The sequence below is a fragment of the Magnetospira sp. QH-2 genome (assembly GCF_000968135.1).
Taxonomy (GTDB): domain Bacteria; phylum Pseudomonadota; class Alphaproteobacteria; order Rhodospirillales; family Magnetospiraceae; genus Magnetospira.
Genome location: NZ_FO538765.1, coordinates 1,111,606 through 1,137,952 on the forward strand (window position 1 = coordinate 1,111,606; position 26,347 = coordinate 1,137,952).

Sequence of the window (26,347 nt, forward strand, 5' to 3'; positions counted from 1 at the left end):
GGGCGGTTCCTATATCTGGCCGACGGTCTTGATGCGGGCCTTGGGGTGAATCTCGTTTTGTGACAACACCGGAGTCATGGGCCGGAAGCGTTCAACGATGGAGCGCACATAAGGGCGATTGGCCGGACTGGTCAGCAACACCGGCATTTCGCCCATCATGGCCTGACGTTCGAAGCTATCACGCAATTGGTTGATGAATTCCTGCAATTGGGAGGGCGGCATGGCCAATTGCTTGTCGTCGCCGTTGCCCACCAGATTGTCCGAGAAAGCCTGCTCCCACATGGGAGACAGAGTGATCAACGACAACACGCCTTCGTCATCCACATAGGTGTCGCTGATTTGCCGCGCCACGCGCGAGCGCACATGCTCGGTGATCAGCAGGATGTTGCGGGTATAGCCACAGGCTTCGGAGATGCCTTCGAGGATGGTCGGCAAGTCGCGAATGGAGATGCGCTCGTTGAGCAGATTCTGCAATGTCCGTTGAATGCCGCCCACCGAGATCTGTGCCGGGACCATGTCGGCCACCAGTTTCTGATGGTCCTTGTCCATCTCGTCCATGATCTTCTGGGTCTCGGCATAGGACAGCAATTCCGGCATGTTGTCCTTGATCACCTCGGTCAGGTGGGTGGTGACCACGGTCGAGGGGTCAACCACCGTGTAACCTCGGAACAGAGCCTCTTCCCGATGGGTCGATTCCACCCACATGGCGGGCAGGCCGAAGGTTGGCTCCTTGGTCTGTTCACCGGGCAGAGTCAGGTCTTCGCCGCGCGGATCCATGACCAGCAGCATGTTGGGCCGCAGATCGCCGCGCCCGGCTTCGATTTCCTTGACCCGAATGACATAGGTATTGGCGGGTAGCTGCATGTTGTCCTGAATGCGCACACTCGGCATGATGAAGCCCATGTCCTGGGCGATTTGGCGGCGCAGGGCCTTGATTTGGTCGGTGATCCGCTGGCCTTCGGTGCCGGTGTTGATCAGGCCCAGCAGGCCATAGCCCAGTTCCAGGCGGAGATAGTCGATCTTCAAGGCATTGGCGATGGGCTCTTCCGCCGGGGCCGCGGCGGCCTCGATGCGTTCGCGCTCCGAGGCAATCCGATCTGCCTCGGCCTTGCGTTTTTGGGCCTGTTGCAGGTACCAGGCACTGCCACCGGCGGCGATGGATAGAATAAGGAAGGGTGTTGTCGGCATGGCGGTCAACAGACCCAATGCCGCCAACAACGCCGAGACCATGCCCAGCGCCCGAGGCTGTGAGCCCAACTGGGTGAACAGCGCTTTTTCCGTTGCCCCCGTCAGGCCGGATTTGGTCACCACCATACCGGCGGCGGTGGACACGATCAGCGCCGGGATCTGTGAAACCAGGCCATCACCGACGGTGAGCCGGGTATAGGATTCTGCAGCCTCGCCCCAGCTCAGGTCCATCTGCGCCACACCGATCACCATGCCGCCGATCACGTTGATGGCGGTGATCAGCAAACCGGCCACGGCATCGCCGCGGACGAACTTGGCAGCGCCGTCCATGGAGCCAAAGAAGTTGGATTCATCTTCCACTTCCTTGCGGCGGCGGCGGGCTTCTTCTTCATCAATCATGCCCGAGGACAAATCAGCGTCGATGGCCATCTGTTTGCCCGGCATGCCGTCCAAGGTAAAGCGGGCGGCCACTTCGGCGATACGACCGGAACCCTTGGTGATGACGACGAAGTTCACAATCACCAGGATGCCAAAGACGATGATACCAATGACGAAATTGCCCTGCATGACGAAGCCGCCAAAGGCCTCGATGACCGCGCCCGCGGCCCCGGTTCCCTCGTGACCATTGGCCAAGATCAATCGTGTCGAGGCGAGGTTTAGCGAAAGCCGTATCATCGTCGCCAATAGCAAAACCGTTGGAAAAGCGCTGAATTCCAACGGCTTTTCGATGAACAAGGCGGTCATCAATATGAGCACCGAGAAGGTGATCGAAAAGGCCAGAGCAATGTCCAGCAACCAACGCGGCATGGGCAGGATCAGCACCGCAAGGATGATGGTGACGCCCAGGGCGAGCATGATGTCGCCACGGTGGGCGGCGGCGTTGAGGAATCTCTGAGCGGGCCCTAGAAACGTACCTCCCCCGCCCCCTTCGGCGGGAGTTGCCCCTTCATTGGTGGGCACAGGTGGCGTGGCGTTGGGTTCTGCCATCAATCAGGGTCCGTCGCGACTCAATAGGCTTTTTGACCGGCAGGGTCGAGGCCGCCGGAACCGGGCATGGGAACAGGAATCCCCTCGTCGGTATACTGGCGCAGCTTGTTGCGCAGGGTACGGATGGAGATGCCGAGGATGTTGGCCGCATGGGTGCGGTTGCCCAGACAATGTTGCAGTGTATCGATGATCAGATCCCGCTCGACTTCGGCCACGGTGCGTCCGACCAATCCCCGGGCATCGCCATCGGCTGCCATTGTGCCGCCTTGTGCGGCGGGCGCGCCGGTCGAGCCGGACAACATGATGGCGTCGGAGCCGATGTCCTTGCCCTGGGCCAAAAGAACGGCGCGATGCATGGTGTTTTCCAGCTCCCGCACGTTGCCGGGCCAGGCATGGGCGCGCAGGGCGGTAATCGCTTCGTCGGCCAGGGGGCGCTCGGCAATTTCATTGGCTTCGGAATACTTGCGGATGAAGTGCTCGGCCAGGGGGGCAATATCCTCGGGCCGTTCGGTAAGCGAGGGCAGATTTACCGTGACCACGTTGATCCGGAAATAGAGGTCCTCGCGGAACTGTCCGGCGGCAACGGCTTCTTCCATGTTGCGGTTGGAAGTGGCGATGATGCGCACATCCACTTTGACCGGCTTGGTGCCGCCGACCCGGTCGATTTCTCGTTCCTGAATGGCGCGCAGCAATTTGGCCTGCAAGCGGACATCCATTTCAGAAATCTCGTCCAGCAGCAATGTGCCGCCGTCGGCTTCCTCGAATTTGCCGATCCGACGCGCCACCGCCCCGGTAAAGGAACCTTTTTCATGGCCGAACAGTTCGCTTTCCAGCAGGTTTTCCGGAATGGCGGCGCAGTTAACGGCGACAAAGAGTTTATCGGCTCGACGGCTGTTTTTATGGATATGGCGCGCCATGAGTTCCTTGCCGGTGCCCGAGGCGCCGGTGATCATGATGCTGGCCTCGCTCTTGGCCACTTGATCCGCCAATTTCAGGGTCTGCGCCATGGCTGAACCCTTGTGGACAATGGCACTGGCTTCCTCGGTAACCGCAGCCAGCACGCCCGCGATGAGTTCGGCATCCGGCGGGAGAGGGATGTACTCCTTGGCGCCCGCTTTGATGGCCATGACGGCAGCCTGGCTATCGGTACCGACGCCGCAGGCGACCACCGGCAGATGAAAACGTTCTTTTTCGATCTGGATGATGAAGGAGGCCACGTCCACCGCCACATCAATCATTACCAGATCGGCGCCTTTGCCCGATCGCAGGGAATCCAGGGCTTTCTCAACGGTCTCCGCATGGGTGACCTTGGCGCCGCGTTGGATCGCGATCTGGCTGGCCGCGCCGATCTGCCCTTCGAGGGTTCCGACGATCAACAATCGCATGACGATGGTACTCCCTAATCAAAATACTGCACGCGCTTCGAAGGCGGCAGGGCACTGTTGACAAGCATTTCGAGACGGCGCGGGTTTTCCTGGCGGCCGATGGAGGCGGCGCCCATCATGTAGACTTGATGCACCATGATCTCTTCGGCGGAATTGCGCTCCAGCTTGGCGGCCAACGGCAGAAAGACCATGTTGGCCAATACCGCGCCATAAAAGGTGGTCAAAAGGGCGACGGCCATGCTCGGCCCGATGGTCGAGGGGTCGTCCAGATTCCCCAGCATCTGTACAAGGCCGATCAACGTTCCGATCAGGCCCATGGCCGGGGAGTATTCCGCCGCCTTGCGCAATATGCTGGCGCTGCGGGCATGGCGCTGTTCGGTTGAAGAGATATCCTTGCGCAGGATGGCTTCCACTTCCTCGCCGGGAGTGCCATCCACCACCATCATCAAACCTTTGTGCAAAAAAGGTTCGGAGGCGAGGGAATCAAGCATGCCCTGAAGGGAGAGAACCCCTTGTTTTCGTGAAGTTTCCGCCAGATGCAGCATTTGTTCGGCCGCCGCCGAGGGGTCCCGGCTGGAATAGACAATAGCACGCATGATGACCCGGACGCTTTGAATCATTTCGCCCAGCGAAAAGCTGGCGGTGGTCACGGCCAGGGTGCCGCCAATGACGATCAGGATCGACGGCGGATTGACGAAGGTTCCGGGCGATCCGCCAAGGAAGATCGCGGCCACCACCAACCCGAAGCCGGACAGAATGCCGACGATCGTCGCGAAGTCGACGGTCGTGCGCCGGTCGTCGGAATCGAAATCGTCACCGTTGGCCATCGGGCCCTTCTCCTCGCTGCCGAGCCTAGGTCCGGTCGGATTTGATGATTTCCGTCATGGTGATGCCCAAGCGGTCTTCCACCACCACCACTTCGCCACGGGCCACCAGCCGGTTGTTCACATAGATGTCGATGGCCTCGCCGACCTTGCGGTCCAGTTCCACCACGGCGCCACGACCCAGTTTCAACAATTGGCTGACCTGCATGGTCGCCTTGCCGAGAACCGCCGATACCTGAACCGGGATGTCGTAAACGGCCTCCAGGTCCCGGGCGGAGCGGGGAAGGTCGTCTTCTCCCTCGACCATTTCGTCCGCTGGCATCGCGCCGCCACTGGTGGCATCGCCATCCAGTTCATTCAGTTCGAAGTTTTCTTCGTCAGCCATGCTGCTTGCCCTCCATTAGGGGTTCACGTCCACCGGCGGCAAATCCGGCGCCGCTGGGTCGGTTGTCGGTTGAAGCTCCGGGGACTCATCCGCGGGGGGGGCCGCTGGAGCCTCTTCGGGAGCGGGATCGGCGGTAGCCTTGGGGGATTCGGTCAGTGCCATGTCCGCCGGTTCTTGTTCATCCATTTCGCCATCGGTCTCGGCTTCATCCGCTTCGTCCGCTTCTTCTGCGGCGGCTTCGGCCTCCGACAGGTAGCGCTCGACGATTTCGTCGATTTCACGCCACATCTCGCCGGAATTGCGTTCGGCGCCCCCTTCGGCCCATTCGATGCGGCAATCGCCGATGGTCATGGTTTCGTCGGTCAATACGGTCAGACGGCCTTCGAAGCCGATGCCTTCGGCCAATTCCTCGATGCGGTCGACCAGATCGTCGGATTTCTCCTCGGCGATGCGGATGATGACTTTCGGCTCTTCCCTCAGGCGGTCCAGGGTATCGGCGACCAAGTGGATGATCTCGTCGATCCCATGGGTGCGGTTGAGGCCGGGAAACATCTTCACGGCGATGGCGGCGGCCACGGCGACGGCGTCGCGCATGGCTTCCTCGACTGTATTGCGTTCTTCTTCGAACAGCGCCTTGACGTGCTCGGCCAATTGCTCGAGCGACACCGTCATGCGGGCGTCGAGCCCTTCTTGAGTCTCGCCGACGCCGCGCTTATAGCCTTCCGCCTCGCCCTCGCGCCGGGCCTCGGCCAATTCCTCTTCGGAAAAGGTCGGCGGCGGCGGCGGTTCGGGTTCCGCAGTTTCCTTTTTGGCCTTTTCGACCTCTTCCTCGGAGGGTTCCCCGAAGTTGGTGTCGAAAAGAAACTTGTTGGCGGTGGTCATGGCGGTCAAAAAGCCTCGATCAGTAAACCAGTTCGTCTTCCTCGCTGGAGCCGGCGATGACGATCTCGCCGGATTCCGCAAGCTGTTTGGCGACGGTGACGATTTCGGCCTGTGCTTCGTCCACTTCCTTCAGGCGGACAGGCCCCATGGACTCCATGTCTTCCTTCATCATCTTGCCTGCGCGTTCGGACATGTTGCGGAAGAACATGTCCTTGGCGTCATCGGAGGCACCCTTGAGGGCCATGGCCAGACGGTCTTTTTCCACATGGCGCAAGAGCTGCTGAACACCCGAAGAATCGACGCGGGTCAGATCCTCGAAGGTGAACATCAAAGCCTTGATGCGCTCGGCGGATTCGCGGTTGCGTTCTTCCAGAGCCGACATGAACCGGTTTTCCGTGTTGCGGTCCAAGTTGTTGAAGATATCGGCCATGAGCTCGTGGGCATCGCGTCGCGCCGTACGGGCCAGGTTGGTCATGAATTCGTTCCGCAAGGTGCGTTCCACATGGTCCAAAATCTCCTTTTGCACCGCTTCCATGCGCAGCATACGCGTGACGCATTCCATGGCATAGTTTTCTGGCAGCAGGGACAGCACACGGGCGGCGTGGTCGGGTTTGATCTTGGTCAGAACCACGGCCACGGTCTGTGGATATTCGTTCTTCAGATAGTTGGCGAGCACCGCCTCGTTCACGTTGCCCAGCTTATCCCACATGGTTCGACCCGCCGGACCGCGGATTTCCTCCATGATCAGATCGACGCGTTCCTTGGACAGGCTACCGGCAAGCAGGCGTTCGGTGCTGTCCATGGTGCCGACCAGAGAGCCGGTGGTGGACAAATGGTCGGCGAATTCAACGAATAGCCGTTCGACGATGTTGGAGTTTACGCTGCCCAGACCGGCCATGGCCTGGGATAGTTCGCGGATCTCGTCGTCGTCCATCATCTCGAACAGACGACCGGCATGATCGTCGCCCAGCGATAGCATGAAGATAGCCGCCTTCTGCGTGCCTGATAGACTTCGATAGTCGTCTTTGACTCGTCCCACCTTGGTGCCTCGCTAAACCGATTAGCTTTCCTGGTACATCCAGTTGCGGATAATGGAAAGTGCCTCTTCCGGATGCTTTTCCACGATCTCGTTGATTTTCTTGACCGAGGACGCCTTCACACGGCCTTCCACCCGATCGATATCGATGAGTTCTTCCAATTCCTCCGGCGCGATGCGGTCGTCGGCGACCACCGGCGGGCCACCCGGCGCGGCCAGGGCGGGGGCGCCGGCGCCTTCCAGCGCGGCCTGGGCCTCGGCCTCGGCACGGCTCTCGAACAAACGGGAGACCACGGGGCGGACCACCAGCAAGACGAACAGGGCAAAGACCAGCACCAGGGCCAAATTTTTGCCCATTTGCATGATTTCTTCCTTGCTCATGCCGAGGAAGACGCCTTCGGCCAGTTCATCCATTTCCAGTTCGGCGAAGCGCATGTTGATGACATCCACGTTATCACCACGCTTGATGTCAAAGCCAATGGCACTGCGAACCAGGCTTGCCAGTTGCTCCATTTCCGCTTGCGGGCGCGCCTGATAGACCCGGTCGCCCTCTTCATTGGTCGTGTAGGTGCCATCGACCACCACGGCCACGGACAGCTTTTCCACCTCGCCGATCTCGCGGACCCGGCTGGTCACGGTCTTGGAGATTTCATAGTTGACCGTTTCCTCGGTGCGGGATTCGGAAGTCTGGCTACGCGCGCCCTCGTTGCCTCCACCGCCGGTCGGGTCGGGGAGATTGTTGCCGACAGTCACCGGCTGGGTCTCGGAATCCTGAGCATTGGCACTTTGTTCAACGGTCTGGGTGGAGCGCACCACTTGACCATCTGGGTCATAAGACTCTTCGGTGGAAGTGATGCGGTCGAAGTTCATCAACACATTGACTTCGGCGCGGACCTTGCCGAAGCCGACGGTATTGGCGAGCAGATCCTCGATTTCCCGGGCCAGACGAATTTCGTAGTCCAGACGCCGTTCCTCCATGGTCTCCATTTCGGTGCCATCGTCCTCAAAACCGCGGGCGAGCAGAGAGCCCTTCTCGTCGACGATGGATACGCGGCTGGGATTGAGCGACGGCACGGCGGAGGCCACCATCTGTTGAATGGCCGAGATCTGTTCCTTGGTCAGGCGGTTGGGGCCACGCATTTTGAGCATGACCGAGGCACTGGGCTCGCGGGCTTTGCGGCTGAACAGCTCACGTTTGGGGAGCACCAGATGCACCCGGGCGGCCTTGATGATTTGCAGGCTGGCAATAGTCCGCGACAGTTCGCCTTCCAAGGCCCGCAGATGGTTCATGTTCTGCAAGAAATTGGTGGTGCCGAGGGAATCCGCGTTGTCAAATAGCTCATAGCCCACCGAGCCGCCCGAGGGAACGCCCTGTTCAGCAAGCTTCATGCGTAGGCCGAGAACCTTGTCCTGGGGCACCGAGATGGAGGTGCCGTCCTTGGAGATTTGATAGGGGATGCCCTGGGCTTCCAGCTCGGTGATGATGCGCCCGGAATCCTGATCGCCCAGTTCCTGATATAGCAGCGACATGTCCTGGGAACTAAACTGGGTGATGATGTAGATCAAGAACCCGACGGTCGCCACGGAGACGCCACCGATCACGGCCAACCGCATCGGTCCCAGGTTCTTTAGGGTGTCCATAAACGTGCCCAAGGCGTCACCTCGTTGCGTGCCGGGTGTTCGTCCGCCCCCTGCGGGCGGCAGATACAACCCCTACCAATCTAGCCCACAGAGTAGAGGGCCATGGTGAACAAGAGGTTAAGGCCCGGCAAATTTTGCCCACCATCCATATACTTAATCCGAAATCCCTAAATGTCGAGCCCGACACCGTTTCCGGGGCCGGGCTCGCAAGAGAGGAAGCATGAAGATCAATCGGACTAGCGTTTGACCCGCATCAGTTCTTCGAGCATCTCGTCCGCCGTAGTGATGATCTTGGTGGAAGCGGAATAGGCCCGTTGGGTGGTGATCATGGAGGTGAATTCTTCACCAAGGTCGACGGTGGAGGCTTCCAGGGAGGCCGAGGCCACCTGACCGGCGCCACCGTCGCCCGCTTCGCGCACCGTCGGCTGACCGGACTGATCGGTCTCGATCCAGACGTTGCCGCTCATGGATTCCATGCCGTTCGGATTGACCAGGGTGGCCACCGGAACCATGAACACCGGCTTGGTCACGCCGTTGTCGAACAGGGCAGTGACAACCCCGTCTTCACCGATGGAGATACCGGCGTAGTTACCGAAAGACGCACCGTTTTGAGAAATGTAGTTGATCTGGTAGGACCCGGCGAACTGGGTCAGACCGTCAGACGTGTTGTAGTTGCCCAATCCCACCGACAGCGCCGGGGTAGTCGAGCCATCCATGTCGTCGGCGCCGTTGGCCCAGGCGACTTGATACTGGGCGCGTGGGTCGGCGGCGGTCGCTTCGTCGGCGCCAAAGAACTTGTCCGGCGTGCCGTCACCGTTGAATTCAACGGCGTAGTTGGTGGCTGTCGTCCAGGCAACGGAAGCATCCAAGGAGTCGACGGAGAAGGAGGTATTCTGCATCACCGATGAAACACCATTGGTGGTCAGGTTCGAGGCATCGACCGTGATGGCGTTGGCGGCGGAGCCCTGAATAAAGTAGACCGAGCTTTCGCCGGCCAGCCGCGTGGCCCAGGCATCCGGCGGAGATTTCGGGGTGCCGCCATATTCATAGTGCATGGCGCCCTGCAGGCGATCGGCCACTTCATCCATGATCTGAGACAAGGACCGCCCCGTGATATCGATGTTGAGGCTGGTATTGGGGGCACCCGCACCGCCCGCGGTGACCACGCCCGCGCCGCCACCGCTGTCCACGGAGTTGGCCAACGAGATGACTTCGGCGGTGGTATTGTAAAGGGTCTGCTTGATGCTGATGGTGGTGCCGTTGACCGTTGCCCATTGTTGTCCGGCGGTGCCCAGGTCGGTGGTGAGCTGGGTGTTGATCGCCGAGGCCAGATTGGCGGTGGTCGAGTTGGTGTTCGGGCCGATGGTGACCGGTGTGCGGCCCGAGGTGAACTCGGTGGTGGTCACGTCACCGCCGGTGCCGTCCGAGAATACGACCTTGGTGGCGCCGGGGATGTTGGTGAAGGAAATGACGCCAGCTGCCGAGTTGGCGTAATCGGTGGTGACACCCGCGCCGACCACGGTGACGACATCGGTACCGATCAGGGCCGCCAGATTGTTGCCAATCGCCGTGACCGTACCGCCATTGACATCCCGGTTGCCAGCGGAAACACCGTCGCCGGATGGATCGAATTCGTAGGTGTAAGGCGTGCCGCCAATGGTGAGGGTAATGGTCTCGCCGTCGGTGGGCACTGAACCGACGGTCATGCTATTGGGAGAGCCGTTATTGAATTCGAAAGTCGTTGCGGTACCGTTGGCGGTAACGACAATGGTTTCCCCATCTTCCGGCTGGCTGGCCAGCGCCAGGGTTTCATCATCCACGGTCGATGTGTCCGAAGTCGTGAACAGCACGGTATAGGTGGAGCTGTTGATGGACACGGTCATAGACGTGCCGGAATCCGGAATTGTATCGAAGTCCAGCCGTCCCGCAGAGTAGTAATTGTTGCGGGCAGACGTTTGGTCTTCGATCAGCAACCGTTCGGAGCCCTTGGGCGGAATAGCGGTATAATCCCAAGCATTGGAGGCCCGCTTCACCCAGGTATGATTGATATTGTGGGAGTTGCCCAGGGAGTCATAGATCAGGATATCGGTCTTGTGACTGTCGCCGGGTTCGTCGGAAGACGGCAGGTTGGCGCCCATGGAGATGGTGGTGGTCGCCGTGGCGGTGCCGCCGATGGTGTTCAAGTTGAGAGGCTTCAGGTTGGTGTTGTCAACGATGTTGTCGTTGATATAGACCGTGTCGCCCGCATCGTTCTTATAGGCCTTCATATAGACGTCCGACCCGATGGTCTTGACCACTGCCTGGGTGGAGTTGTCCCAGGTCTGGATCGGCCAGCCTTGCAGGTACCACCCGGAGGTGTTCTGCAAGTAGCCAGCCTCATCGACGCGGAACGAACCGGCTCGGCTGTAGGCGAAGATATCGCCGGTGCTCGGGGTCGAGGCCTCGTTGACGATGAACATGCCCTGACCCGACAAGGCGATGTCGGTGGCCGAGGAGGTGGCCTGAAGAAGGCCCTGCACATCAATGCCCGCCAGCGGTTTGGACTGCACGCCGCCTGCTGCGTACTTGGTGAGCGAGACCTGCTTGGTGATCAGGGTCTGGAATTGCACTTCCGTGCGCTTGTATCCAACCGTGTTCACGTTGGTCACGTTGTCGGCGATGGCGCCCATGGAGCTCGATTGCGACTGGAGGCCTGAAACGCCGGAAAACAATGCACCATACAAAGACATGCTGTCCTCCTCTTCCTTTCTTAAACTTCTCTTCTATGTCCGCGTCTGGCCTCGTGCCGTCTGCGAGGGAATATCGATTATGTCACGTCGTTAGTTAACCAAGTCCTCATCACCGCCCGGGGGTTCGGCGACCGAGAGGACGCCGTCGAGGGAGACGAAGTGGCCGTTGCTCAGTTCGAGATAAGCGTCACCGTTATCCGTGCGCACGCCCTGGACCTGGCCGAAGGTGGTGTAGCCCACCTCGATCGGAACCTCGTCGGGGCCGGTGGCGGAAACGGTGATCTGATAGATCCCATCGGGATGCTGGACGCCCTGGCCGTCGATCCCGTCCCATTCCATATAATGGGTGCCGGCCGAGGTCTCGCCTTGCTCATAGTGGACCACGGTGCCGCTTTCATTGCGCACGGTGACCTGGGTCTGAGAGGCATTGTCAAACAGGGTATAGGACATCTTGGAGGCCCCATTCTCGAGCGGCATCTGATCGGAGATGACTTCGGCGTACTTACCGATGTAACTGACTACCGAACCCAGGTTGCTGAGCTGTTGGGCCTGTAGGATCTCTTCAAGATTGGCGTTCTGCTGGATTTGTTGTTCCACCTGGGCGAACTCCACCAACTGGCTGGTGAACTCGTTGGCATCCATGGGATCCAACGGGTCCTGGTTTTTCAGCTGCGTGACCAGCAAGGTCAGGAAGCTGTCCAGATCTTCCGCCAGCTTGGCCTTCGCGATATCGGAATCGGTGGCGTTGGCTGATGAGGCGGTGGCAGCGACGATGGAGTCGACCATGGGTGCTCTCCTTAGGCCCGAATGTCCAGCTTGCCCTGGGCCGCGAGGCGCGCGGCGGGGCTGCTGTCTGGATCGGTAAGGGCGGCCATGACCTCTTCAAGTTCAGGGTCGTCCAACAAAGTTTCATCATCGACGGGCAAGTCATTTGCGTCCTTGCGTCCGCCTTCTTCGGCCTGCTGCTGTTCATCGCGTAGGCTGAAATTCATCGAGCCGGAGTCCGTATCGAGACCGGCATCCTGCAACGCCTTTTCAAGGCTGCGGGAGTCGTTGCGCAGCATGTCCAGGGTTTCCGGGCGGTCTGCAATCACGGTGACCTGCACCCGGCCATCGGACATTTCCAACCGCACATCGACGCGGCCCAGGTCGGCCGGGTTGAGGCGGATGGAGATCTTGTCCATGCCCTCGGCAACGGCCTTGCTGATCTGTACCGACACCTGCTCGGCGACCGGGGTTTGTGGGGCCGGACGGGCCGTTTGGGCAGCGGCCTTGGCTTGTGCCGTCTGTTGGGTCTGTTGAGTCTGTTGGGTGGCGACGGTCTGGGTATTGTTGCTCTCGCCACCGGCGGTGGTGGTGGTCTGCTGTGTGGTGGCCGCCTGTTGTGTGGTGGTGGCAGCGCCCCGGGCCTCGGAGACCGCATTGTTCATCGCCTGGCCTTGATTGCCTTGGGCATTCTGGGCCTGGGCGTTGGTCTGGGTCTGGCTTGCGGCTTGGGCGTTGGCCTGCATCATGGCCTGGTTGGCGTTGTTCTGGCTGTTGCCGGTCCCGCTTTGGCTGTTCTGGCCGGAAGAGGCGACAGGATTGCCGGAAGCCCGGCCTTCATCGCTCAGGGCGGCCAAGGTGGCGCCGGACAGACGCGGCTGGCCGGATCCGGCTTCGGAGTCTTGGGTCACGGATACATTGACCTGGACCTGACGACCGGGGTCGACCCGGCGGGACAAATCGGCGGCCTGCTGATTTTGCAGGTTTGATTGTCCATTGTTCTGTTGCGCCTGGGTCTGGGCATTGGATGCCGTCTTGGCGGTATTTTGCTGGGATTCGCCGGTGTTGGCTTGGGCCTGGGTGTTGGCCTGCTGTTGGCCACGACCCTGACGGAGGGCGCTGTCCGGCGTGGCATCGGCCACCTGAACCTGTTCCACGCCCGCCTTTTGGGTGGTCTGGGCCTGGGCGTTTTGCTGACCATTACGGGCGGCGGCGGCCAGATCGGTCACGGCACCGTTCATGGCTTCATGACTGGCCAGAGCGGCCTGCTGGGCGTCGGGAGCAAGATTTTGTCCTTGCTGTCCGTTGTCATCGCCATCGGCGGCAGCCTGTTGGCCGGTATTGGCGTCATCGGATTGGCTCTCGGCATTCTGGTTTGCCGTGCCGTCGTCGGGGTTCTGATCTTGGTCCGTATCCCGGTCGGCCCGCTGCTCATTGCCGCCGTCGTCGCGGTCATCGGTCTGGCGCGGGGCTTCATCGCCGTCGTCGCGGGCCGCGCGGCTATCATCGTCGCGATGGTCGCCGGAGCGGTCCCGGGCCTCGACCCGGTCGCCATCGTCGCGGTCGTCGCGCCGGTCGCCGTCGGCTGCGGAAGGACGGTCCCGTTCGACCGGAGCGGCTTCTTGACGATCACTGTCGTCGCGCGGCTCGTGGTCGGAGGGGCGGGGACGATCCGTGGTCAGTATGTCCTTGTGGCTGGAGAGACTGGTGCTCGAGGTTCCGAGGGTAGAGGTCACATCGGCGACCAGCATTGAAAATGCCTGGGCCGTGGCGGAGGCACCGGCCTGACCGGCGTTTCTTGCTGCCGCAGCGGTACCTTGCAGGACGGGGTCGACGGGCTTGTTGTCGAGGCTCGTAACGGGCATGGCTCACCTTCCACTTAGAAATAAATCCGCCTCAACCGGAGCAATCGCCGTGCCAATATATTAAGTGACTGAAAATAAAAGAGTAATTATGGTGGGGTGTCTCCGCGACCCGGCAAGCTCCGGGTCAGAGCGGTAAAGGATGCCTGGAATGGGGAAAAATATGCCGATCAAGGAAGGCATCGACCGGGTGCCGCCAGCACGATCACGGATCGATCGCGCGGTCTCTGTCAATGACAGGGATGGCTCGATGAGGGGGCATCCCTATGGGAGTTCCTCGAACTTCCGCTGCTTGATCATCGACATGCAATGCGCTTCGTAGAGTTTCCGCGGTACGCGCAAACCATTGATCCTTGGAATCAAAGGAGACAGGAGTTCATCGAGATCTATCCCGGCTTCATCGGTCAACCGGGCTTTGTACTTGTCGGCCAATTCAACGGCGCAATCAGCCAGACCGCACATGTCGAAAAGGGCCAACAATTTATAGATCCTTTGTAGATTGACCTGGAATTCCGGCCAATTGGCTTCAAATTTGGGCGCGGCCATATCACGCAGGTATAAAGCCTCGGCCCAAAGAACCTGGCCTCGATAGGTTTGTCCGGGGATGGGAAGCACGAACTTCTGAGGGAGACTGGCACGACTGTAGCGCCAGGGATCCATATCAAACAAAGCGAACCCGTTTTCTCTCAAAAACCGATCGATGTTGGAGAAGATATTGGCATTGTCGTCAACAGGGCCATGAAACTGGGCTTCAATTTGGATACCAAGGATGCTCTGAGAGGCTAGAAGGTCTTTCATTCCCATAAGCACTTCATAGTCTCCCCCATCCGTGTCGATCTTGACGAAATCGACTTGGGAAAGGTTATGGGCCCGCGCATAGTCATCAAGCGTGATGCGTTGGTCCTCCTGGACATATTGCTCCGCCGCGCCACCTTTTCCCTCTTCCCGCAAGAAACGGGTCGCCCAAGAGGCGGAAGTGCGGCTGAAGCTATCCGTGCTTTTATATCCGTTGGCCGTGCGGCGTTCCGCGGGCACTTCTTGTCTGAACGCCGGACAGCCAACGAAATTGGCGCTGTAAACATGATTGGGCCGCTTAAGCTGATTCAGCCGGTCAATTTCGGAAATCTTGGGATCGAAACCATGAACGTGAAGGCGAGACCCAAAGCAATTCCATTCCTTGTCGATACCGCCGGAAACACCCACATCAAAAAGCACGAAAGGTTCAGTGAGAAGGCCACTGGCGATGATGTGGTTTGGAATGTGGGGTTGCGTGTTCCAGTGAGTCATAGGCATGGTAAAAACCCCGGTGTCGGTAAGCTTGATGGTGTCTGATGGCGCGGTTATGATGGGACGAAAGCATATAAGTATTGAGTTTTTATTAATAGTTTATTGTTATGGCGTGTGAACTTGAAATTTATTTATTTCTATATGATCATATTTGTTTATTTGTTTGATTGCCATTGTGAGAGTGCTTTTGGATGAGCAGATTTCGTTGTTCCGCCCCGTGGTATGAGCTGAATATCCAGGCCCCGGAGAACAGGGTATCCGCCTGCTGCTACTACTATGGCAAGATGCCGGCTTGGCAGGAGTTTTCAGGCGATATGTCTGCTGTTCCGCGTTTGTGGAATCATTCAGATATCCAACACATTCGGGAGATCCAGACGGGGCAGACCTATGGCCGATCTGGTTGCGATGACTGCGCCTATCAATCATCGGGCCCCTATCAAGGAAAACCCTATTTCACGTTTAGCTCGGCTGTGGAACTTTCGGAAAAGCAGACCTGGAATCTTGAACTGGCAAAGGAGGAATTCGAAAAAGGCATCGTAAAGGTGCGTTCGCTCCCCCTGCGTTATTTCATATTCTTCGGATACAACTGCAATCTGGAATGCAAGATGTGTATTCAGGTTCCAAAGCGAAAGCTTCTAGACGAGGAAATAGAAACCCAGCTGTTCAGCCATTGGAAAGCATGGTTTCCCTTCGCCCTTACGGTCGATTGCATAGGTGGAGAGCCTTTTTCGATCCCCTCGGCGATTCAGTTCATGCGGGAATTTGTCGAGGATCCGGAACTGGATATGGTCCGATTGGGTATCTTCACCAACGGCATCATGGTCGACAAGCATCTGGACTGGTTGCGAAAAAAGGAACGGGTTTCGTTCAAGGTCAGTCTCGATTCCGTTGGCGACAGCTACGAGGCCATCCGGTTTCGGGGCGATTGGGAGCGGGTCAGCGAGAATCTGGTGACCATCCGCAAATTGATTGACGATGAAAAGCCCCAATGGGGCGTGTCCACCAATGCCTTGATGATGCTGTCCGGTATCGAAAGCCTGCCAGAGTTTGCGGCCTTCCATGTGCAGCATCGGATCCGAACCTCTTTCTACAGCTTGAGCTATGAAAGAGGAAACGAAGAGATCCTCTATAGCGAGGATATCGTGCAGTTTCCGTATCTCACCGATCGTGTCCCCCTTTGGCGGGAACGGTTCGATGAAGCAATCGAGATTTTTGCCTCTGGAGACTATTCCAGCGAGGCGGAAGGCTTGCGGGTTTATCGGGACATGATCGTCGAGGCCCGATCGCAGGTGGGCGACGTTCACAAGCCGACACGGACTGCGGCCTCCCATGACCGGGACGGAATCCGAGACCGAATCACGGCCTATCGGACCATTCGTCCCGAGGATTTGGTGGTTTCCGAAAAAGGATTCGGTTTTGATGCCCCCGACAATGATTCGGGGGTCCTTCTTGAATTGGATACGGCGGAGCTGGACCCGATGAACGGGTTTCTGACGATCCGCATGACCTGGCAAGGGGCCATAATACCCAAGCATGTGATCCGCTGTCAGCCGGTGGTGCATGAGGCGCCAGGGTATGACTTCTTAGGACTTGAAAAGCGCCAAGAGGGCGACACCATCATCAAGGATGTTTATCTGCGGGCCAGCGGCGGGGAGGATACGGCAGCCCAATCGTTGCAGTTCCGCATTACGTCCGTTCGGCCAGATGAGTTCAGTCTGCTTCCTGACCGCCTGGATATCCTGGTCGCTTAAACGAACAGGCCCGAAAAGGTCAGTTAATGGGTGCCGTCATGGCTTTCATGAATTCCGCCGGGCTGTGGTCTCGCTGCCACTGGGGGCCGTATTCCCGCGCCTGTCGGCCAAAGGTTTCGTAGTTTTCAACCGCCGATACAATGCCGTCGTAGAGGCTGTCCACCGTCGGGATCTCCATGATCGCCGTTTCGCCTTTCAGGGATTGTATTTCGCGCAGCATATAGCTTGATTTCGGCACGACCAGAACCTTGCCCATGGCCAAGCATTCAAAAAACAGGCCCGATCCCGAGTAGATATAGCGTCCCAGATAGGGCAGGAGGTGGATATGGGCGGCATCAAGTTGGTTATAGAATTCTTGGATCTGGAGCTCACCGGTCAGCAGGGTCACACCCTCGCGATTGCGCAGCGCATTGACCTCTTCACGGATGGTCGGTGCCCGGAATTCCCAGGTGTTTACGTGCTGCAAATTCGCTTGAAAGGTAAACCGGACCCGCCCCGGCATCTCCTTGAGCGCCCGTTCGATGACACCGGGGATCAGATGCGTGCCTCTTTCGTATCGGCTATGGCCGAAATAGCCGATATTCAACGGGCCGTCGGGAACTTGGAAGTCCCCTTTGGGCAAAAGATCATTGATCAGACTTTCCGGCTTGAAATGGGCGGACACACCCACGGGGACCCGCTTGCCCGATAGGGAATGCATGTGATCGGCTATTTCCGGGGTTTCGGCGGTCACCACCAATCGGTCCGGCGGAACCTGCGCCATGTTGTTGAGCATGACTTGGTAGGCGGAGGCCTTCCAGTTCATTTTCATGGTTGAAAACGTGATGTAGTCCGTTGCCATGAACAAGACCGCGACCCGGATCGGAATATGCGGCACGACCCGCTGAATCCAATGTCCCACCGCGTGGCTGATCCGGGCATTGAGCGAGTGAAAGACCACCATGTCGCCATCCTGAACCAGAGGCGTCAAAAGGCTCTCGAAAACTCCCAGGAAATACTGGTTCATCAAAGCGCAAAAGACACGCTCTTCGTGGTCTTCGGTGGCATTGTCGCCCCCGGTTAGTTGCTTAAGCAATGCTTCCCCGGCACTACCAGCGTCTTCGAGAATGGATCGGTATATGTCGCTGGGGGCGTACTGGTTGTATCGAAAGGCCGGTACCGCATTGGTGCGATTTCGCAAACTCGCGTCAATCAGGGATGTGCTGGCGATCACGGAGCATTCGATCCCTAGGGGTTCGAACTGCTCGAGGATCGAAACATTGTAGTTGAGATGGTGGCCGGCTCTGCTCACCAAAGCGGGATCGACAATGATCAGTCTGGGCATGCTTTGCTCTAAATGGCCTGGGCAAAATCCTTGTGCCACCCTAGTGGAGATATCCATTGGGGTAAAGCGCCCCGATCAGTTCCGAAGATCACCAACCGGCAGTCTCGTCGTGCGGAGAATGCCAGGTTTGGGGTCCTAGATCACGTCGAGTTTGATCGGATTCGATCAAACATGAAAAACGTGATCGATTCCAATAAGGTCGCGCGTGTCGGGTCCGATTGGACCCGACACGCGCTAGAAAGGCCCTCGGAACTCGGCGATGTCCCAATTCTCGGGTTCGCCATCCAACCCCTCGATCGGCACTCCGGCCACCATTTCGTATGCCTTGGCGGCGATGCGGTTGAGGTCCGGATAGAAAGCGTTTTCCAAGGGTTTGGTGGTTGGGCAGGGAACCGCGGCGGTGGTTAGACGCGCCAGTTGGGGCGGTGTCTCGTACTGAAGACCTTCGGCCACCTGGGCGATGATTTCCGAAGCGGCACCGCAAAGGGGCCAGGCCACATCCACCACCAGCAGGCGCCCGGTTTTGCGCACTGATCGGAGAATGGTTTCCATATCCAGCGGCGAGAGGCTCACCGGATCAATCAGTTCCGCTTCGATGCCCTTTTGGGCCAGGATTTGGCGTGCGCGGGCGGCTTCCACCGCCATGTGGCTGATGGCAACGATTGTGACGTCCTTGCCTTTGGCCAGAACGCGGGCCTTGCCCATATCTCCGGCAAATGATTCCTCCGGCACAAGGCCTGAATGGTAGTGCAGCATCCGGTGCTCAACGAAAATCACCGGGTTGTTGTCTTGAATGGCCGCAATGAGCATGCCCTTGGCATCATGGGGCGTCGTCGGTGCCAGGACTTTCAGGCCGGGCACATGCATGAACAGGGAATGCAGTGCCTGCGAGTGTTGGGCTCCCTGACCCCAGCTTCTGCCGATCACGCAGCGGACCACCAGGGGCACCGACACCTCGCCTGCGAACACGTAATGAGTCTTGGCGGCGATATTGACCAGCTGATTCATGCACAGCAGCAGGAAATCCATGCGTTGATGCACATGGACCGGTCGCATCCCAGCCATGGCGGCGCCGATGGCCACCCCGGTCATGCCGTCTTCAGCCAGCGGGGTGTCAAAACAGCGATCCGCGCCGAAGTCTTTGTGCAGGTCCAAGGTGGTGCCGAAAATACCCTTGGGGTCATCCACGCCAAGGCCGAGTACAAAAACGTTGGGGTCGGCCTGCATGGCTTGTGCGGTGGCTTCGCGAATGGCTTGGCCATAAGTGATTTCGCGCATGTCCGGTCAGTCCCTGAATAGGTGGTCGGTAAGCTCGGACAGGTCCGCAAAGGGGCTTTGTTCCGCATGATCGATGGCGGCGGCGATTTCTGAATTGACCCGGCTCTCGATGGCCGACCGGCTGTCGCTCGAAATCATGGCTGCGAGGTGCACCAAGGAGTCCTTGTGCTTCCAGGGCTCAACTTCGGATTCACGCCGATACCCGAGGTCAAAATCCTCGCCGGGGCCCACATGATCGCGCCACCGGCTGGTGGCCACATCGACGAAAACCGGTCCGGATTCACCACGACGGATCTTGTTCACGGCCTCGGCGATCACGCCGTACAGGTCGAGGATGTCTCCGGAGTCCACCGCGTGGGCGGTCATGCCATAGACGCGGGCCCGTTCGCACATATCCACTTTGGCCATCCGCGCTTCGGTGCGGCTGTAGATGGCCAGCCCATTGTTTTCGCATATGAACAGAATGGGGACGCGTTTCAGGGCGGCAAAATTCAAGGCTTCGTGAAAGGCACCTTCGTCCGTAGCGCCTTCGCCGAAAAATGAGGCGACGATGGCGGGTTTGTTCTGTTGTTGCAGGGCCCAGGCATAGCCGACGGCATTGGGTAGGGTGGTGCCGACAATGGCGCTGGTTCCCATCATCCCGACGGACTGATCGATCAGATGCATGGATCCGGCCTTGCCGCGCGCGCATCCGTCCCGTTTGCCATAGAGTTCGGCCCACATGGCTTTCAGGTCCCCGCCTTTGGCAATATAGGCGGCGTGACTGCGATAGGTGGCGAAAACCGTGTCATCGGGCATCAAGGCCGCGCAGACCGCCGCCGACACGAACTCCTGGCCGATGGAAAGATGGACCGGGCTTTTGATCTTGTCAGTGGGATACAGCCGGATGATCTCCTCTTCCACCCGCCGAATACGGAGGCAAGTTTCAAAAAGGGATCGTGTCAGATCTGCGCTGTTTTCGAAGTCGCTGTGCATGCGCAAGTTTTCCACGACAAAGGTCAAGGAACGGTTACCGCCGCCCAAAGGGCCATGCTACCGTGTGGGCGGGAGGAAAGGATCGGTATGCAAACGGCCCTGATCTGTGGCGCAACAGGTTTTATCGGACGCAATGTCACCCAAACCCTGGCCCGACGGGGCGAGGTACAGGTGCGTGCCGTCTATCACCGCAAGCCGCCCTTTTCCTGCCCCGGCGTGGAATGGGTCAAAGCCGACCTGCGCGACCCGGATGCGGTGGCGCGGGTCGTGGAGGGAGCGGACGTGATGATTCAGGCGGCGGCAACCACCTCCGGCGCCGGCGATATCCTCACCCAACCTCATATCCATGTGACCGACAACGCCGTGATGAATTCCCTGTTGTTTCGGGCCGCCCATGACCAGGGAGTTGGCCATACCATATTCTTCAGTTGCACGCTGATGTATGCCTCCAGCCCCGATCCGGTTCGGGAATCAGACTTCGATGCCAACCGGGATTTTCACCCGGCCTATTTCGGGGCGGGCTGGACCAAGGTCTATTTGGAGAAAATGGCAGCATTTTATGCGGGTCTGGGACGGACACGCCATACGGTCATTCGCCATTCCAACGTCTATGGACCTCACGACAAGTTCGACCTGGCCCATTCCCACGTCTTTGGCGCGACCCTGACCAAGGCCATGACCGCGAAGGATGGACGATTGGTGGTCTGGGGAAGTGGGGAAGAGGCCCGAGATCTGGTTTATGTGGATGATCTGGTGGCTTTCATCGATGCGGCAAGGGGAGGCCAGAAAACCGCCTTCGAAATTTATAACTGCGGGAGCGGTGAAGCGGTCAGCGTCAATGATCTGGTGGCACGGATAATCGCCGCGTCGGGTCGCGAGTTGCGCATTGAACACGACCTGACCAAGCCCACCATCAAGACTTCTTTGGCCCTTGATTGCTCCAAGGCCCGCGAACAACTGGGGTGGCAGCCGCAGGTTGGCCTTGACGAAGGCATTCGCTCCACGCTTGGCTGGTGGCGGGAAAATGTCGGGAACAACGGTTCATGAATGATTTTCGCGTGTGTCTGGAAAAAGGGGCCGTGTTGCATGGCCAGGGTAAACTGCGCGAGGCTGAAACCCTTTATCGGCGGGCGCTGGAGATTCAGGCCACGAGTCCCGATGCCTTGCATCTGCTCGGTGTTTTGTGCCGTCAGACAGGCCGGGCCGACGAAGCCCTGAGCTTGATTGGCAAGGCGCTGGTGCTGCGCCCCGGCTTTGCGGCTGCGATGGTCAGCCTTGCCCAAACTCTCCGGGTGCAAGGACGTCTGGAAGCGGCATTGGGGATGCTGGACCGCGCGATGCAGGCAAACCCGAATCTCGCCCATGCGTACCAGACCCGGGCCTTGATTTTGATCGATCTGGAGCGGATCGACGAGGCGGAACAGGCCTATCAATCCGCCTTGGCACAGGATCCGGATGATGTGCAGAGCTTGAACGGCATGGGGCAGTTGCTGGAAACCCAGGCGCGATTCGACGAAGCCGCCGCTGTCTATCGGCACGCCGCCACGAATAACCCCGACTATGCCCCGAGCCTGATTGCCGCAGCGGACCTGGCATTTCGGCGGGGCACGATTGAAGAAAGCAAATCTTGGCTGGAACAGGCTATTGCCGCATCGCCCGGGCCGCCGGAGCCGACGGACCCCAAGCTGCTGGATTTGGTCAATCGCATGGTGGCCGCCGAAAAGAGAGGCCAGGTGTGAATAGGCGGCTTTTGGGGCAGACCGGGATCGCCGTGTCGGAAATCGGCTTCGGTGCCTGGGGGATCGGGGGCAAGACCGAGGGAGCAACCTCCTATGGCGCCACCGATGATCCGACGTCGCTGGCCGCCTTGGATCGGGCCATGGACCTGGGGATCAATTTTTTCGATACCGCAAGCCTCTATGGCGACGGGCATAGCGAGGCGTTGATCGGGCAGGCCACCCAAGGGAGACGGGACCATCTGGTCATCGCCTCCAAGGCTGGATGGGACCGCTTCGGCGGCGCCCCGGATCTGTCGCCCAAAGCCTTGCGCCGATCCTTGTCCGATAGCCTGGGCCGATTGCGGACGGACTACCTGGACCTGTTGATGCTGCACAATCCGCCGGTGGATGATGTCGCACGGATGGCGATGGCGGTGAAGGCATTGAAAGCCCTGCAAGGTGACGGTGTGATCCGCAGTTGGGGGCTGTCGACCAAAACGCCCGCAGAGGCCTTGCGGGCGATCACGGAACTTCAGGTGCCGGTGGTACAGGTCAACTTGAACCTGTTGGATCTGCGTGCGGTGGATGGCGGTCTTTTAGCGGCCGCCAAACGACAGGGTGTAGGCGTGATCGCGCGGACACCGTTGAACTTCGGATTTCTAAGTGGGGCGGTGGGCGCCGATACGGTCTTTGAGGATGGGGATCACCGGCGAGCATGGACCCGGTCTCGTCTGTCTGCCTGGGAGCAATCCTCCAAGGCGTTGTTCGAAGCTTTCGATCTGCGCGACGTTGCCGATCGTGTGGCTTTCTCCCTCCGGTTCTGTCTCAGTTTTGATGCGGTGGCCGCGGCCATTCCGGGAATCCTGACGCCGGCGGAAGCGGAAATGAATGCCCTGGCCCAAGGGGCTTTGCCCGCGCCGGTACTCGAACGAGCGCTGGAAATTGCTCGGGCCAATGACCCCTTCGCCCGGTGATTTAAAAATGGGCGGCGATTTCCTGGGCGATTAATTCGCATCCGGTGGCGTTGGGGTGATTGTTGTCCGGCCAGTGAATGGTTGCGAGGGAGTCCTCGACAGTGGTGCCCCGCCCACGAAAGAAGGTCGTGATCCGGTGGCGCATGCCTGAATCATCAATGAAGCGGACCTCCGGATGCAGATCAGCGACCTTGGACAGAATCATGTTGTCGATCAATTGCACCGAGCGGCCTTCCCGCAGCTCCCGTTCATATTCATAAAGGTGAAAGACGGTGACCCGGAAGCCTCGGCTTTTGGCCAAGCTCGCCAATCGCCCGACCAAATAGGCTAGGGCCGTCGCGCGGTCCGGGGCCGCCGCCGCGTTCAACCATGTCGCCTCTGCGTCCGTGTCGGCGCGCAGCCGCTGGGCGAGGCCCCGGAGTTTCGCCATCAAAGTCCGCTTCCAGCCTGGCCCTTCGCCGGTCTTTTCCAAGCTTCGGTAGATCTCGATCAGCCACCGGGGCGGGTTTGATGGCGGCACCACGGAAAGGTTACCCGCCACCGTGGCCAGAATCGGGCGATAAATGATGGTGTCCTTGCGGTCCAACAGGCTTCGGTTGAGCAGCCAGCTTCCGTACAGCACAATGACGTCCTTGGCCGCAATCCGGTCTGCCAGATGCTCCAATCGCATCACCGATTGCAACAAGGAATAACTGCCGACCCCGAGATTGGCGACGGGCCTGTCCAACAGTTTTTCCAACTGCCCTACGATGGACTCTTCGTAATCGCAACCCACGCCTTCGGTCCATGAACAGCCGATGGCCGCCACTTGGGCGGTGGCGCGTTCCTGGCCTGGCGCGGTTGTGCGCAGTCCCAAGGAATCCGTGTGGACGGACTCACGGGAGACTTCCCGTTGAATGCGCGCCGAGGCATTGGCGGCAATGGTGAAGCCCAGATGGGGGTCGGGGATATAAAGAGTGTCTCCGGTAACGGGCACGATGAGGCCTGTGTGTTGATTGAGGATGTTTTCAGTACAACGGATATATATCGTCGCTGGGATCGACGGGTCTTTTGTTCTTGCGGTCTTTGCCGAAGAGCCGCCGAAGAAACGAAATCAATCTTTTCAACATTGTCCTACCGTTTCCCTCTCACGGGGTCTCATTCCTGCCGGGTCCTTTCGACTAAAGTCCGCTGTCTCTTCAATGTCAACGATTGCCGAAAGGAGTCGTTGCCGATTCCGGTGAAACCCTTCAAGATCGGCAGGCCGAAGCGGCACCCTGTGGCGGGCAACCCGGAAGTATCATGATCAGGATTTTCATTGGCTACGACCCCAACGAAACCGTTGCCTACCACGTGCTTTCCCACAGCATCATTTCCCGTGCCAGCGAGCCGCTGAGCATTACGCCGCTGTCCCTGGCGCACCTGAAAGGCGTCATGACGCGCGAGCAGAATTCGTTGCAGTCCACCGAGTTCTCGTTTTCCCGTTTTCTGGTGCCTTACCTATGCGGTTTCGAGGGCTTCGCGATTTTCATGGATTGCGACATGTTGCTGTTCGACGATATCGCCAAACTTTGGAGTCTGCGCGATCCGCAATACGCGGTCCAGGTGGTCAAGCACGATCATGTGCCGGTGGAAGAAACCAAATTTCTCGGTCGCACCCAATCCAAATACGGCAAGAAAAACTGGTCCAGCGTCATGCTGTTCAACAACGAGAAATGCCGGGCTTTGACGCCGGAGTACGTGGATAATGCCAGCGGGCTGGAACTGCATCAGTTCAAATGGCTCGGCAACGATGACGCCATCGGTGGACTGGATGATCGTTGGAACTATCTGGTGGATGTGCAGCCCCCCCGTGACAGAGCCGGTCTGAGCAATATCCACTTCACCATCGGCGGCCCGTATTTCAAGGACTATGCCCATTGCGGCTATGCCGAGGATTGGTGGCAGGCCTACCGGGATATGAGTTCCTGCGGCAATCCAGTGGATGGTCTGCACACGCCCCCGAAACACCGGTCGAAAGAGAAGGGGGGCGGATGAGGGTCGCATTCTACATCGATCCCATCGTTGATGATGGTTTGCCTTATCGGCGGATCTGGTGGCTCTACAACAGCATCACCATGATGTTGCTGCTGGAATCGGATGCCAGCCAATGGACCGAACGCTTTCGCATCATCACCAACCGGCATCTGGCCGACAAAGCCCTGGAGGGCGTGGCGCTCCCCGCTGGTCCGGCCAAGGGGCTCACGGCCCGGGTGCCGCCGGACTGCCTGAAGATCATTTCCTTCCGCGAGACCCTGGATATTTTCGGCCAGGACAGCCTGACCACCAATGGTCGGTGGCTGTCGGGGCGGTATGAGCCGGACGAGGCGCTGCGCTATGGAACGCTGATCAAGGACCGCTTGGATTGGGAGCCAGAGATCATCGTCTCCTTTTCCGCCAGTCCGTTCCTGCGCGCCGCTTTTCCGGCGTGTTTGGTGCTCAACTGGGAAGCCGGGATCTTTTCCACCGCGCCTTTTCCCAATACCGGCTTCCTGGATCCTATGGGTACTTTTCGCTCTTCGTTTCTGGTGTCCCATGCCGATGAGGTAAAAAGCCATAGATCCACACCCGAGGAGCAGAGGATGCTGGCGACCATCCGCAGCAAGTACCTTAGCGGAGTCTATGCGCGAACCAATCCGTTCACGGCGGCCATGGGCAATGTGCGCGAACGCTTCAAGTCAACCTGGGTCTGGCCCACGGTTTGGGCGCGTAGTTTCGGCTGGGATTGGGATGCGCCCATCGACCATACCTTCGACTACCTCTGCTGGGTCCTTGACGAAGTGGGGCCGGACGTGGGGGTGACTGTCTCGGAGCATCCGAAGCGCCGCCATTACTGGGACGACGAGAAAAAGGAATACCTGCGACGCTACTTCCCCAATTTCATGATTATTCCCAACGAGTATCAGATTCGGGGGGCCTCGCAGTATCTGTTGCAACTGGTCGATGGCTGCATCGGCATGGGCAGCATGACCGGGGAACACGCGCCCCTGTTTGGCAAAAAGCTGGTGACTCCCTGCAAGAACCATCTGACTCCCTATTCCGATGCCACATCGCTCGAAAACCTGAGCGACCTGGCCCATGAGCCGCCGCCTGCCTGGCGGGATCCCGCTTTGATCTGGAAGCTGACCCGCTACTATGTGCCCTATGATCTTCAATTTTCACCGGGATGGTTCCAGGCAGCCTTCGAGCGCTGGCTGGGTCTCTTCCGTGCCGGGGAGATTGATATGGGCTACTACGAGCCCGCTGCGCCGAGCGCGGACATTCTGAAGATCTACGCCTTCCAGGAAGTCGGCGAGATGCCGGAGCGCTGGCCCGATATCCAATAACTAAATAATGAT

Annotated in this window: 21 protein-coding genes; 6 read left to right on the top strand and 15 right to left on the bottom strand. The window is 59.0% G+C overall.

Going from position 1 to position 26,347, the window contains the following annotated elements; all coding sequences use genetic code 11:
- Nucleotides 1-9: 9 nt before the first annotated feature.
- The 11 genes from flhA to MGMAQ_RS05345 all read right to left on the bottom strand — a co-directional run bounded on the left by flhA (nucleotide 10) and on the right by MGMAQ_RS05345 (nucleotide 14,977).
- Nucleotides 10-2,175: a flagellar biosynthesis protein FlhA gene (flhA, locus tag MGMAQ_RS05295; protein WP_046020720.1), complete on the bottom strand. Its 2,166-nt coding sequence runs from the start codon at nucleotides 2,173-2,175 to the stop codon at nucleotides 10-12.
- A 20-nt stretch (nucleotides 2,176-2,195) separates the two neighbouring features.
- A complete protein-coding gene (locus tag MGMAQ_RS05300) occupies nucleotides 2,196-3,560 on the bottom strand; it encodes a sigma-54 dependent transcriptional regulator (RefSeq protein ID WP_046020721.1) in 1,365 nt (454 codons plus the stop codon).
- 14 nt (nucleotides 3,561-3,574) lie between these two features.
- Nucleotides 3,575-4,387 (bottom strand): motility protein A, encoded by an 813-nt coding sequence (locus tag MGMAQ_RS05305; protein WP_046020722.1) that lies wholly within the window; start codon nucleotides 4,385-4,387, stop codon nucleotides 3,575-3,577.
- 25 nt (nucleotides 4,388-4,412) lie between these two features.
- Nucleotides 4,413-4,769 (bottom strand): flagellar motor switch protein FliN, encoded by a 357-nt coding sequence (gene fliN / locus MGMAQ_RS05310; protein ID WP_046020723.1) that lies wholly within the window; start codon nucleotides 4,767-4,769, stop codon nucleotides 4,413-4,415.
- Nucleotides 4,770-4,784: 15 nt separating this feature from the next.
- Nucleotides 4,785-5,651: a FliH/SctL family protein gene (locus MGMAQ_RS19330; RefSeq protein ID WP_148560854.1), complete on the bottom strand. Its 867-nt coding sequence runs from the start codon at nucleotides 5,649-5,651 to the stop codon at nucleotides 4,785-4,787.
- 19 nt (nucleotides 5,652-5,670) lie between these two features.
- Nucleotides 5,671-6,690 carry a flagellar motor switch protein FliG gene (gene fliG / locus MGMAQ_RS05320; protein ID WP_046020724.1) on the bottom strand — a complete coding sequence of 340 codons (1,020 nt, stop codon included), beginning with the start codon at nucleotides 6,688-6,690 and terminating at the stop codon, nucleotides 5,671-5,673.
- Nucleotides 6,691-6,711: 21 nt separating this feature from the next.
- Nucleotides 6,712-8,328 carry a flagellar basal-body MS-ring/collar protein FliF gene (gene fliF, locus MGMAQ_RS05325; RefSeq protein ID WP_148561034.1) on the bottom strand — a complete coding sequence of 539 codons (1,617 nt, stop codon included), beginning with the start codon at nucleotides 8,326-8,328 and terminating at the stop codon, nucleotides 6,712-6,714.
- 236 nt (nucleotides 8,329-8,564) lie between these two features.
- Nucleotides 8,565-11,057: a flagellar hook-basal body complex protein gene (locus MGMAQ_RS05330; protein ID WP_046020726.1), complete on the bottom strand. Its 2,493-nt coding sequence runs from the start codon at nucleotides 11,055-11,057 to the stop codon at nucleotides 8,565-8,567.
- A 90-nt stretch (nucleotides 11,058-11,147) separates the two neighbouring features.
- The gene (locus MGMAQ_RS05335) at nucleotides 11,148-11,843 is read right to left on the bottom strand and encodes a flagellar hook assembly protein FlgD (protein WP_052716148.1); all 696 of its coding nucleotides are present in this window, start codon (nucleotides 11,841-11,843) and stop codon (nucleotides 11,148-11,150) included.
- An 11-nt stretch (nucleotides 11,844-11,854) separates the two neighbouring features.
- Nucleotides 11,855-13,687, bottom strand: a complete 1,833-nt coding sequence (locus MGMAQ_RS05340) for a flagellar hook-length control protein FliK (protein ID WP_046020727.1) — start codon at nucleotides 13,685-13,687, stop codon at nucleotides 11,855-11,857.
- Between the two features lie 261 nt (nucleotides 13,688-13,948).
- Complete coding sequence (locus MGMAQ_RS05345; protein WP_082085279.1) at nucleotides 13,949-14,977, bottom strand: FkbM family methyltransferase; 1,029 nt, start codon at nucleotides 14,975-14,977, stop codon at nucleotides 13,949-13,951.
- A gap of 308 nt (nucleotides 14,978-15,285) precedes the next feature.
- Here MGMAQ_RS05345 and MGMAQ_RS05350 point away from each other — a divergent pair, with 308 nt between their 5' ends.
- Nucleotides 15,286-16,722, top strand: coding sequence for a radical SAM protein (locus MGMAQ_RS05350; protein WP_371258398.1), 1,437 nt, complete (start codon nucleotides 15,286-15,288; stop codon nucleotides 16,720-16,722).
- Nucleotides 16,723-16,741: 19 nt separating this feature from the next.
- Here the strand turns inward: MGMAQ_RS05350 and MGMAQ_RS05355 are convergent, their stop codons facing one another.
- The 3 genes from MGMAQ_RS05355 to MGMAQ_RS05365 all read right to left on the bottom strand — a co-directional run bounded on the left by MGMAQ_RS05355 (nucleotide 16,742) and on the right by MGMAQ_RS05365 (nucleotide 20,227).
- Complete coding sequence (locus MGMAQ_RS05355; RefSeq protein WP_046020730.1) at nucleotides 16,742-18,046, bottom strand: hypothetical protein; 1,305 nt, start codon at nucleotides 18,044-18,046, stop codon at nucleotides 16,742-16,744.
- Nucleotides 18,047-18,280: 234 nt separating this feature from the next.
- Nucleotides 18,281-19,324 carry an alpha-ketoacid dehydrogenase subunit beta gene (locus MGMAQ_RS05360; protein ID WP_046020731.1) on the bottom strand — a complete coding sequence of 348 codons (1,044 nt, stop codon included), beginning with the start codon at nucleotides 19,322-19,324 and terminating at the stop codon, nucleotides 18,281-18,283.
- A gap of 6 nt (nucleotides 19,325-19,330) precedes the next feature.
- The gene (locus MGMAQ_RS05365) at nucleotides 19,331-20,227 is read right to left on the bottom strand and encodes a thiamine pyrophosphate-dependent dehydrogenase E1 component subunit alpha (RefSeq protein ID WP_252508682.1); all 897 of its coding nucleotides are present in this window, start codon (nucleotides 20,225-20,227) and stop codon (nucleotides 19,331-19,333) included.
- A gap of 159 nt (nucleotides 20,228-20,386) precedes the next feature.
- Here MGMAQ_RS05365 and MGMAQ_RS05370 point away from each other — a divergent pair, with 159 nt between their 5' ends.
- The 3 genes from MGMAQ_RS05370 to MGMAQ_RS05380 are packed head-to-tail and all read left to right on the top strand — an operon-like array spanning nucleotide 20,387 to nucleotide 22,991.
- Entirely contained in the window at nucleotides 20,387-21,346 is a 960-nt protein-coding gene (locus tag MGMAQ_RS05370; protein ID WP_046020733.1) for an NAD(P)-dependent oxidoreductase, read from the top strand.
- Complete coding sequence (locus tag MGMAQ_RS05375) at nucleotides 21,343-22,038, top strand: tetratricopeptide repeat protein (RefSeq protein ID WP_046020734.1); 696 nt, start codon at nucleotides 21,343-21,345, stop codon at nucleotides 22,036-22,038. The genes MGMAQ_RS05370 and MGMAQ_RS05375 overlap by 4 nt, the downstream gene beginning before the upstream one ends.
- The gene (locus MGMAQ_RS05380) at nucleotides 22,035-22,991 is read left to right on the top strand and encodes an aldo/keto reductase (protein WP_046020735.1); all 957 of its coding nucleotides are present in this window, start codon (nucleotides 22,035-22,037) and stop codon (nucleotides 22,989-22,991) included. The genes MGMAQ_RS05375 and MGMAQ_RS05380 overlap by 4 nt, the downstream gene beginning before the upstream one ends.
- Before the next feature lies 1 nt (nucleotide 22,992).
- Here the strand turns inward: MGMAQ_RS05380 and MGMAQ_RS05385 are convergent, their stop codons facing one another.
- On the bottom strand, nucleotides 22,993-23,967 hold the full coding sequence (locus tag MGMAQ_RS05385; protein ID WP_046020736.1) for a hypothetical protein: 975 nt from the start codon (nucleotides 23,965-23,967) through the stop codon (nucleotides 22,993-22,995).
- 305 nt (nucleotides 23,968-24,272) lie between these two features.
- Here MGMAQ_RS05385 and MGMAQ_RS05390 point away from each other — a divergent pair, with 305 nt between their 5' ends.
- A complete protein-coding gene (locus tag MGMAQ_RS05390) occupies nucleotides 24,273-25,007 on the top strand; it encodes a glycosyltransferase (protein WP_065814675.1) in 735 nt (244 codons plus the stop codon).
- Nucleotides 25,004-26,335, top strand: a complete 1,332-nt coding sequence (locus MGMAQ_RS05395; RefSeq protein WP_046020737.1) for a hypothetical protein — start codon at nucleotides 25,004-25,006, stop codon at nucleotides 26,333-26,335. Before MGMAQ_RS05390 ends, MGMAQ_RS05395 begins: the two co-directional genes overlap by 4 nt.
- The last annotated feature ends 12 nt before the right edge of the window (nucleotides 26,336-26,347 follow it).

Coding starts and splice junctions, on each gene's coding strand:
- flhA (WP_046020720.1), bottom strand. CDS start 2,175: ATGGCAGAACCCAACGCCACGCCACCTGTGCCCACCAATGAAGGGGCA.
- MGMAQ_RS05300 (WP_046020721.1), bottom strand. CDS start 3,560: ATGCGATTGTTGATCGTCGGAACCCTCGAAGGGCAGATCGGCGCGGCC.
- MGMAQ_RS05305 (WP_046020722.1), bottom strand. CDS start 4,387: ATGGCCAACGGTGACGATTTCGATTCCGACGACCGGCGCACGACCGTC.
- fliN (WP_046020723.1), bottom strand. CDS start 4,769: ATGGCTGACGAAGAAAACTTCGAACTGAATGAACTGGATGGCGATGCC.
- MGMAQ_RS19330 (WP_148560854.1), bottom strand. CDS start 5,651: ATGACCACCGCCAACAAGTTTCTTTTCGACACCAACTTCGGGGAACCC.
- fliF (WP_148561034.1), bottom strand. CDS start 8,328: ATGGACACCCTAAAGAACCTGGGACCGATGCGGTTGGCCGTGATCGGT.
- MGMAQ_RS05330 (WP_046020726.1), bottom strand. CDS start 11,057: ATGTCTTTGTATGGTGCATTGTTTTCCGGCGTTTCAGGCCTCCAGTCG.
- MGMAQ_RS05335 (WP_052716148.1), bottom strand. CDS start 11,843: ATGGTCGACTCCATCGTCGCTGCCACCGCCTCATCAGCCAACGCCACC.
- MGMAQ_RS05340 (WP_046020727.1), bottom strand. CDS start 13,687: ATGCCCGTTACGAGCCTCGACAACAAGCCCGTCGACCCCGTCCTGCAA.
- MGMAQ_RS05345 (WP_082085279.1), bottom strand. CDS start 14,977: ATGCCTATGACTCACTGGAACACGCAACCCCACATTCCAAACCACATC.
- MGMAQ_RS05350 (WP_371258398.1), top strand. CDS start 15,286: ATGTCTGCTGTTCCGCGTTTGTGGAATCATTCAGATATCCAACACATT.
- MGMAQ_RS05355 (WP_046020730.1), bottom strand. CDS start 18,046: ATGCCCAGACTGATCATTGTCGATCCCGCTTTGGTGAGCAGAGCCGGC.
- MGMAQ_RS05360 (WP_046020731.1), bottom strand. CDS start 19,324: ATGCGCGAAATCACTTATGGCCAAGCCATTCGCGAAGCCACCGCACAA.
- MGMAQ_RS05370 (WP_046020733.1), top strand. CDS start 20,387: ATGCAAACGGCCCTGATCTGTGGCGCAACAGGTTTTATCGGACGCAAT.
- MGMAQ_RS05375 (WP_046020734.1), top strand. CDS start 21,343: ATGAATGATTTTCGCGTGTGTCTGGAAAAAGGGGCCGTGTTGCATGGC.
- MGMAQ_RS05390 (WP_065814675.1), top strand. CDS start 24,273: ATGATCAGGATTTTCATTGGCTACGACCCCAACGAAACCGTTGCCTAC.
- MGMAQ_RS05395 (WP_046020737.1), top strand. CDS start 25,004: ATGAGGGTCGCATTCTACATCGATCCCATCGTTGATGATGGTTTGCCT.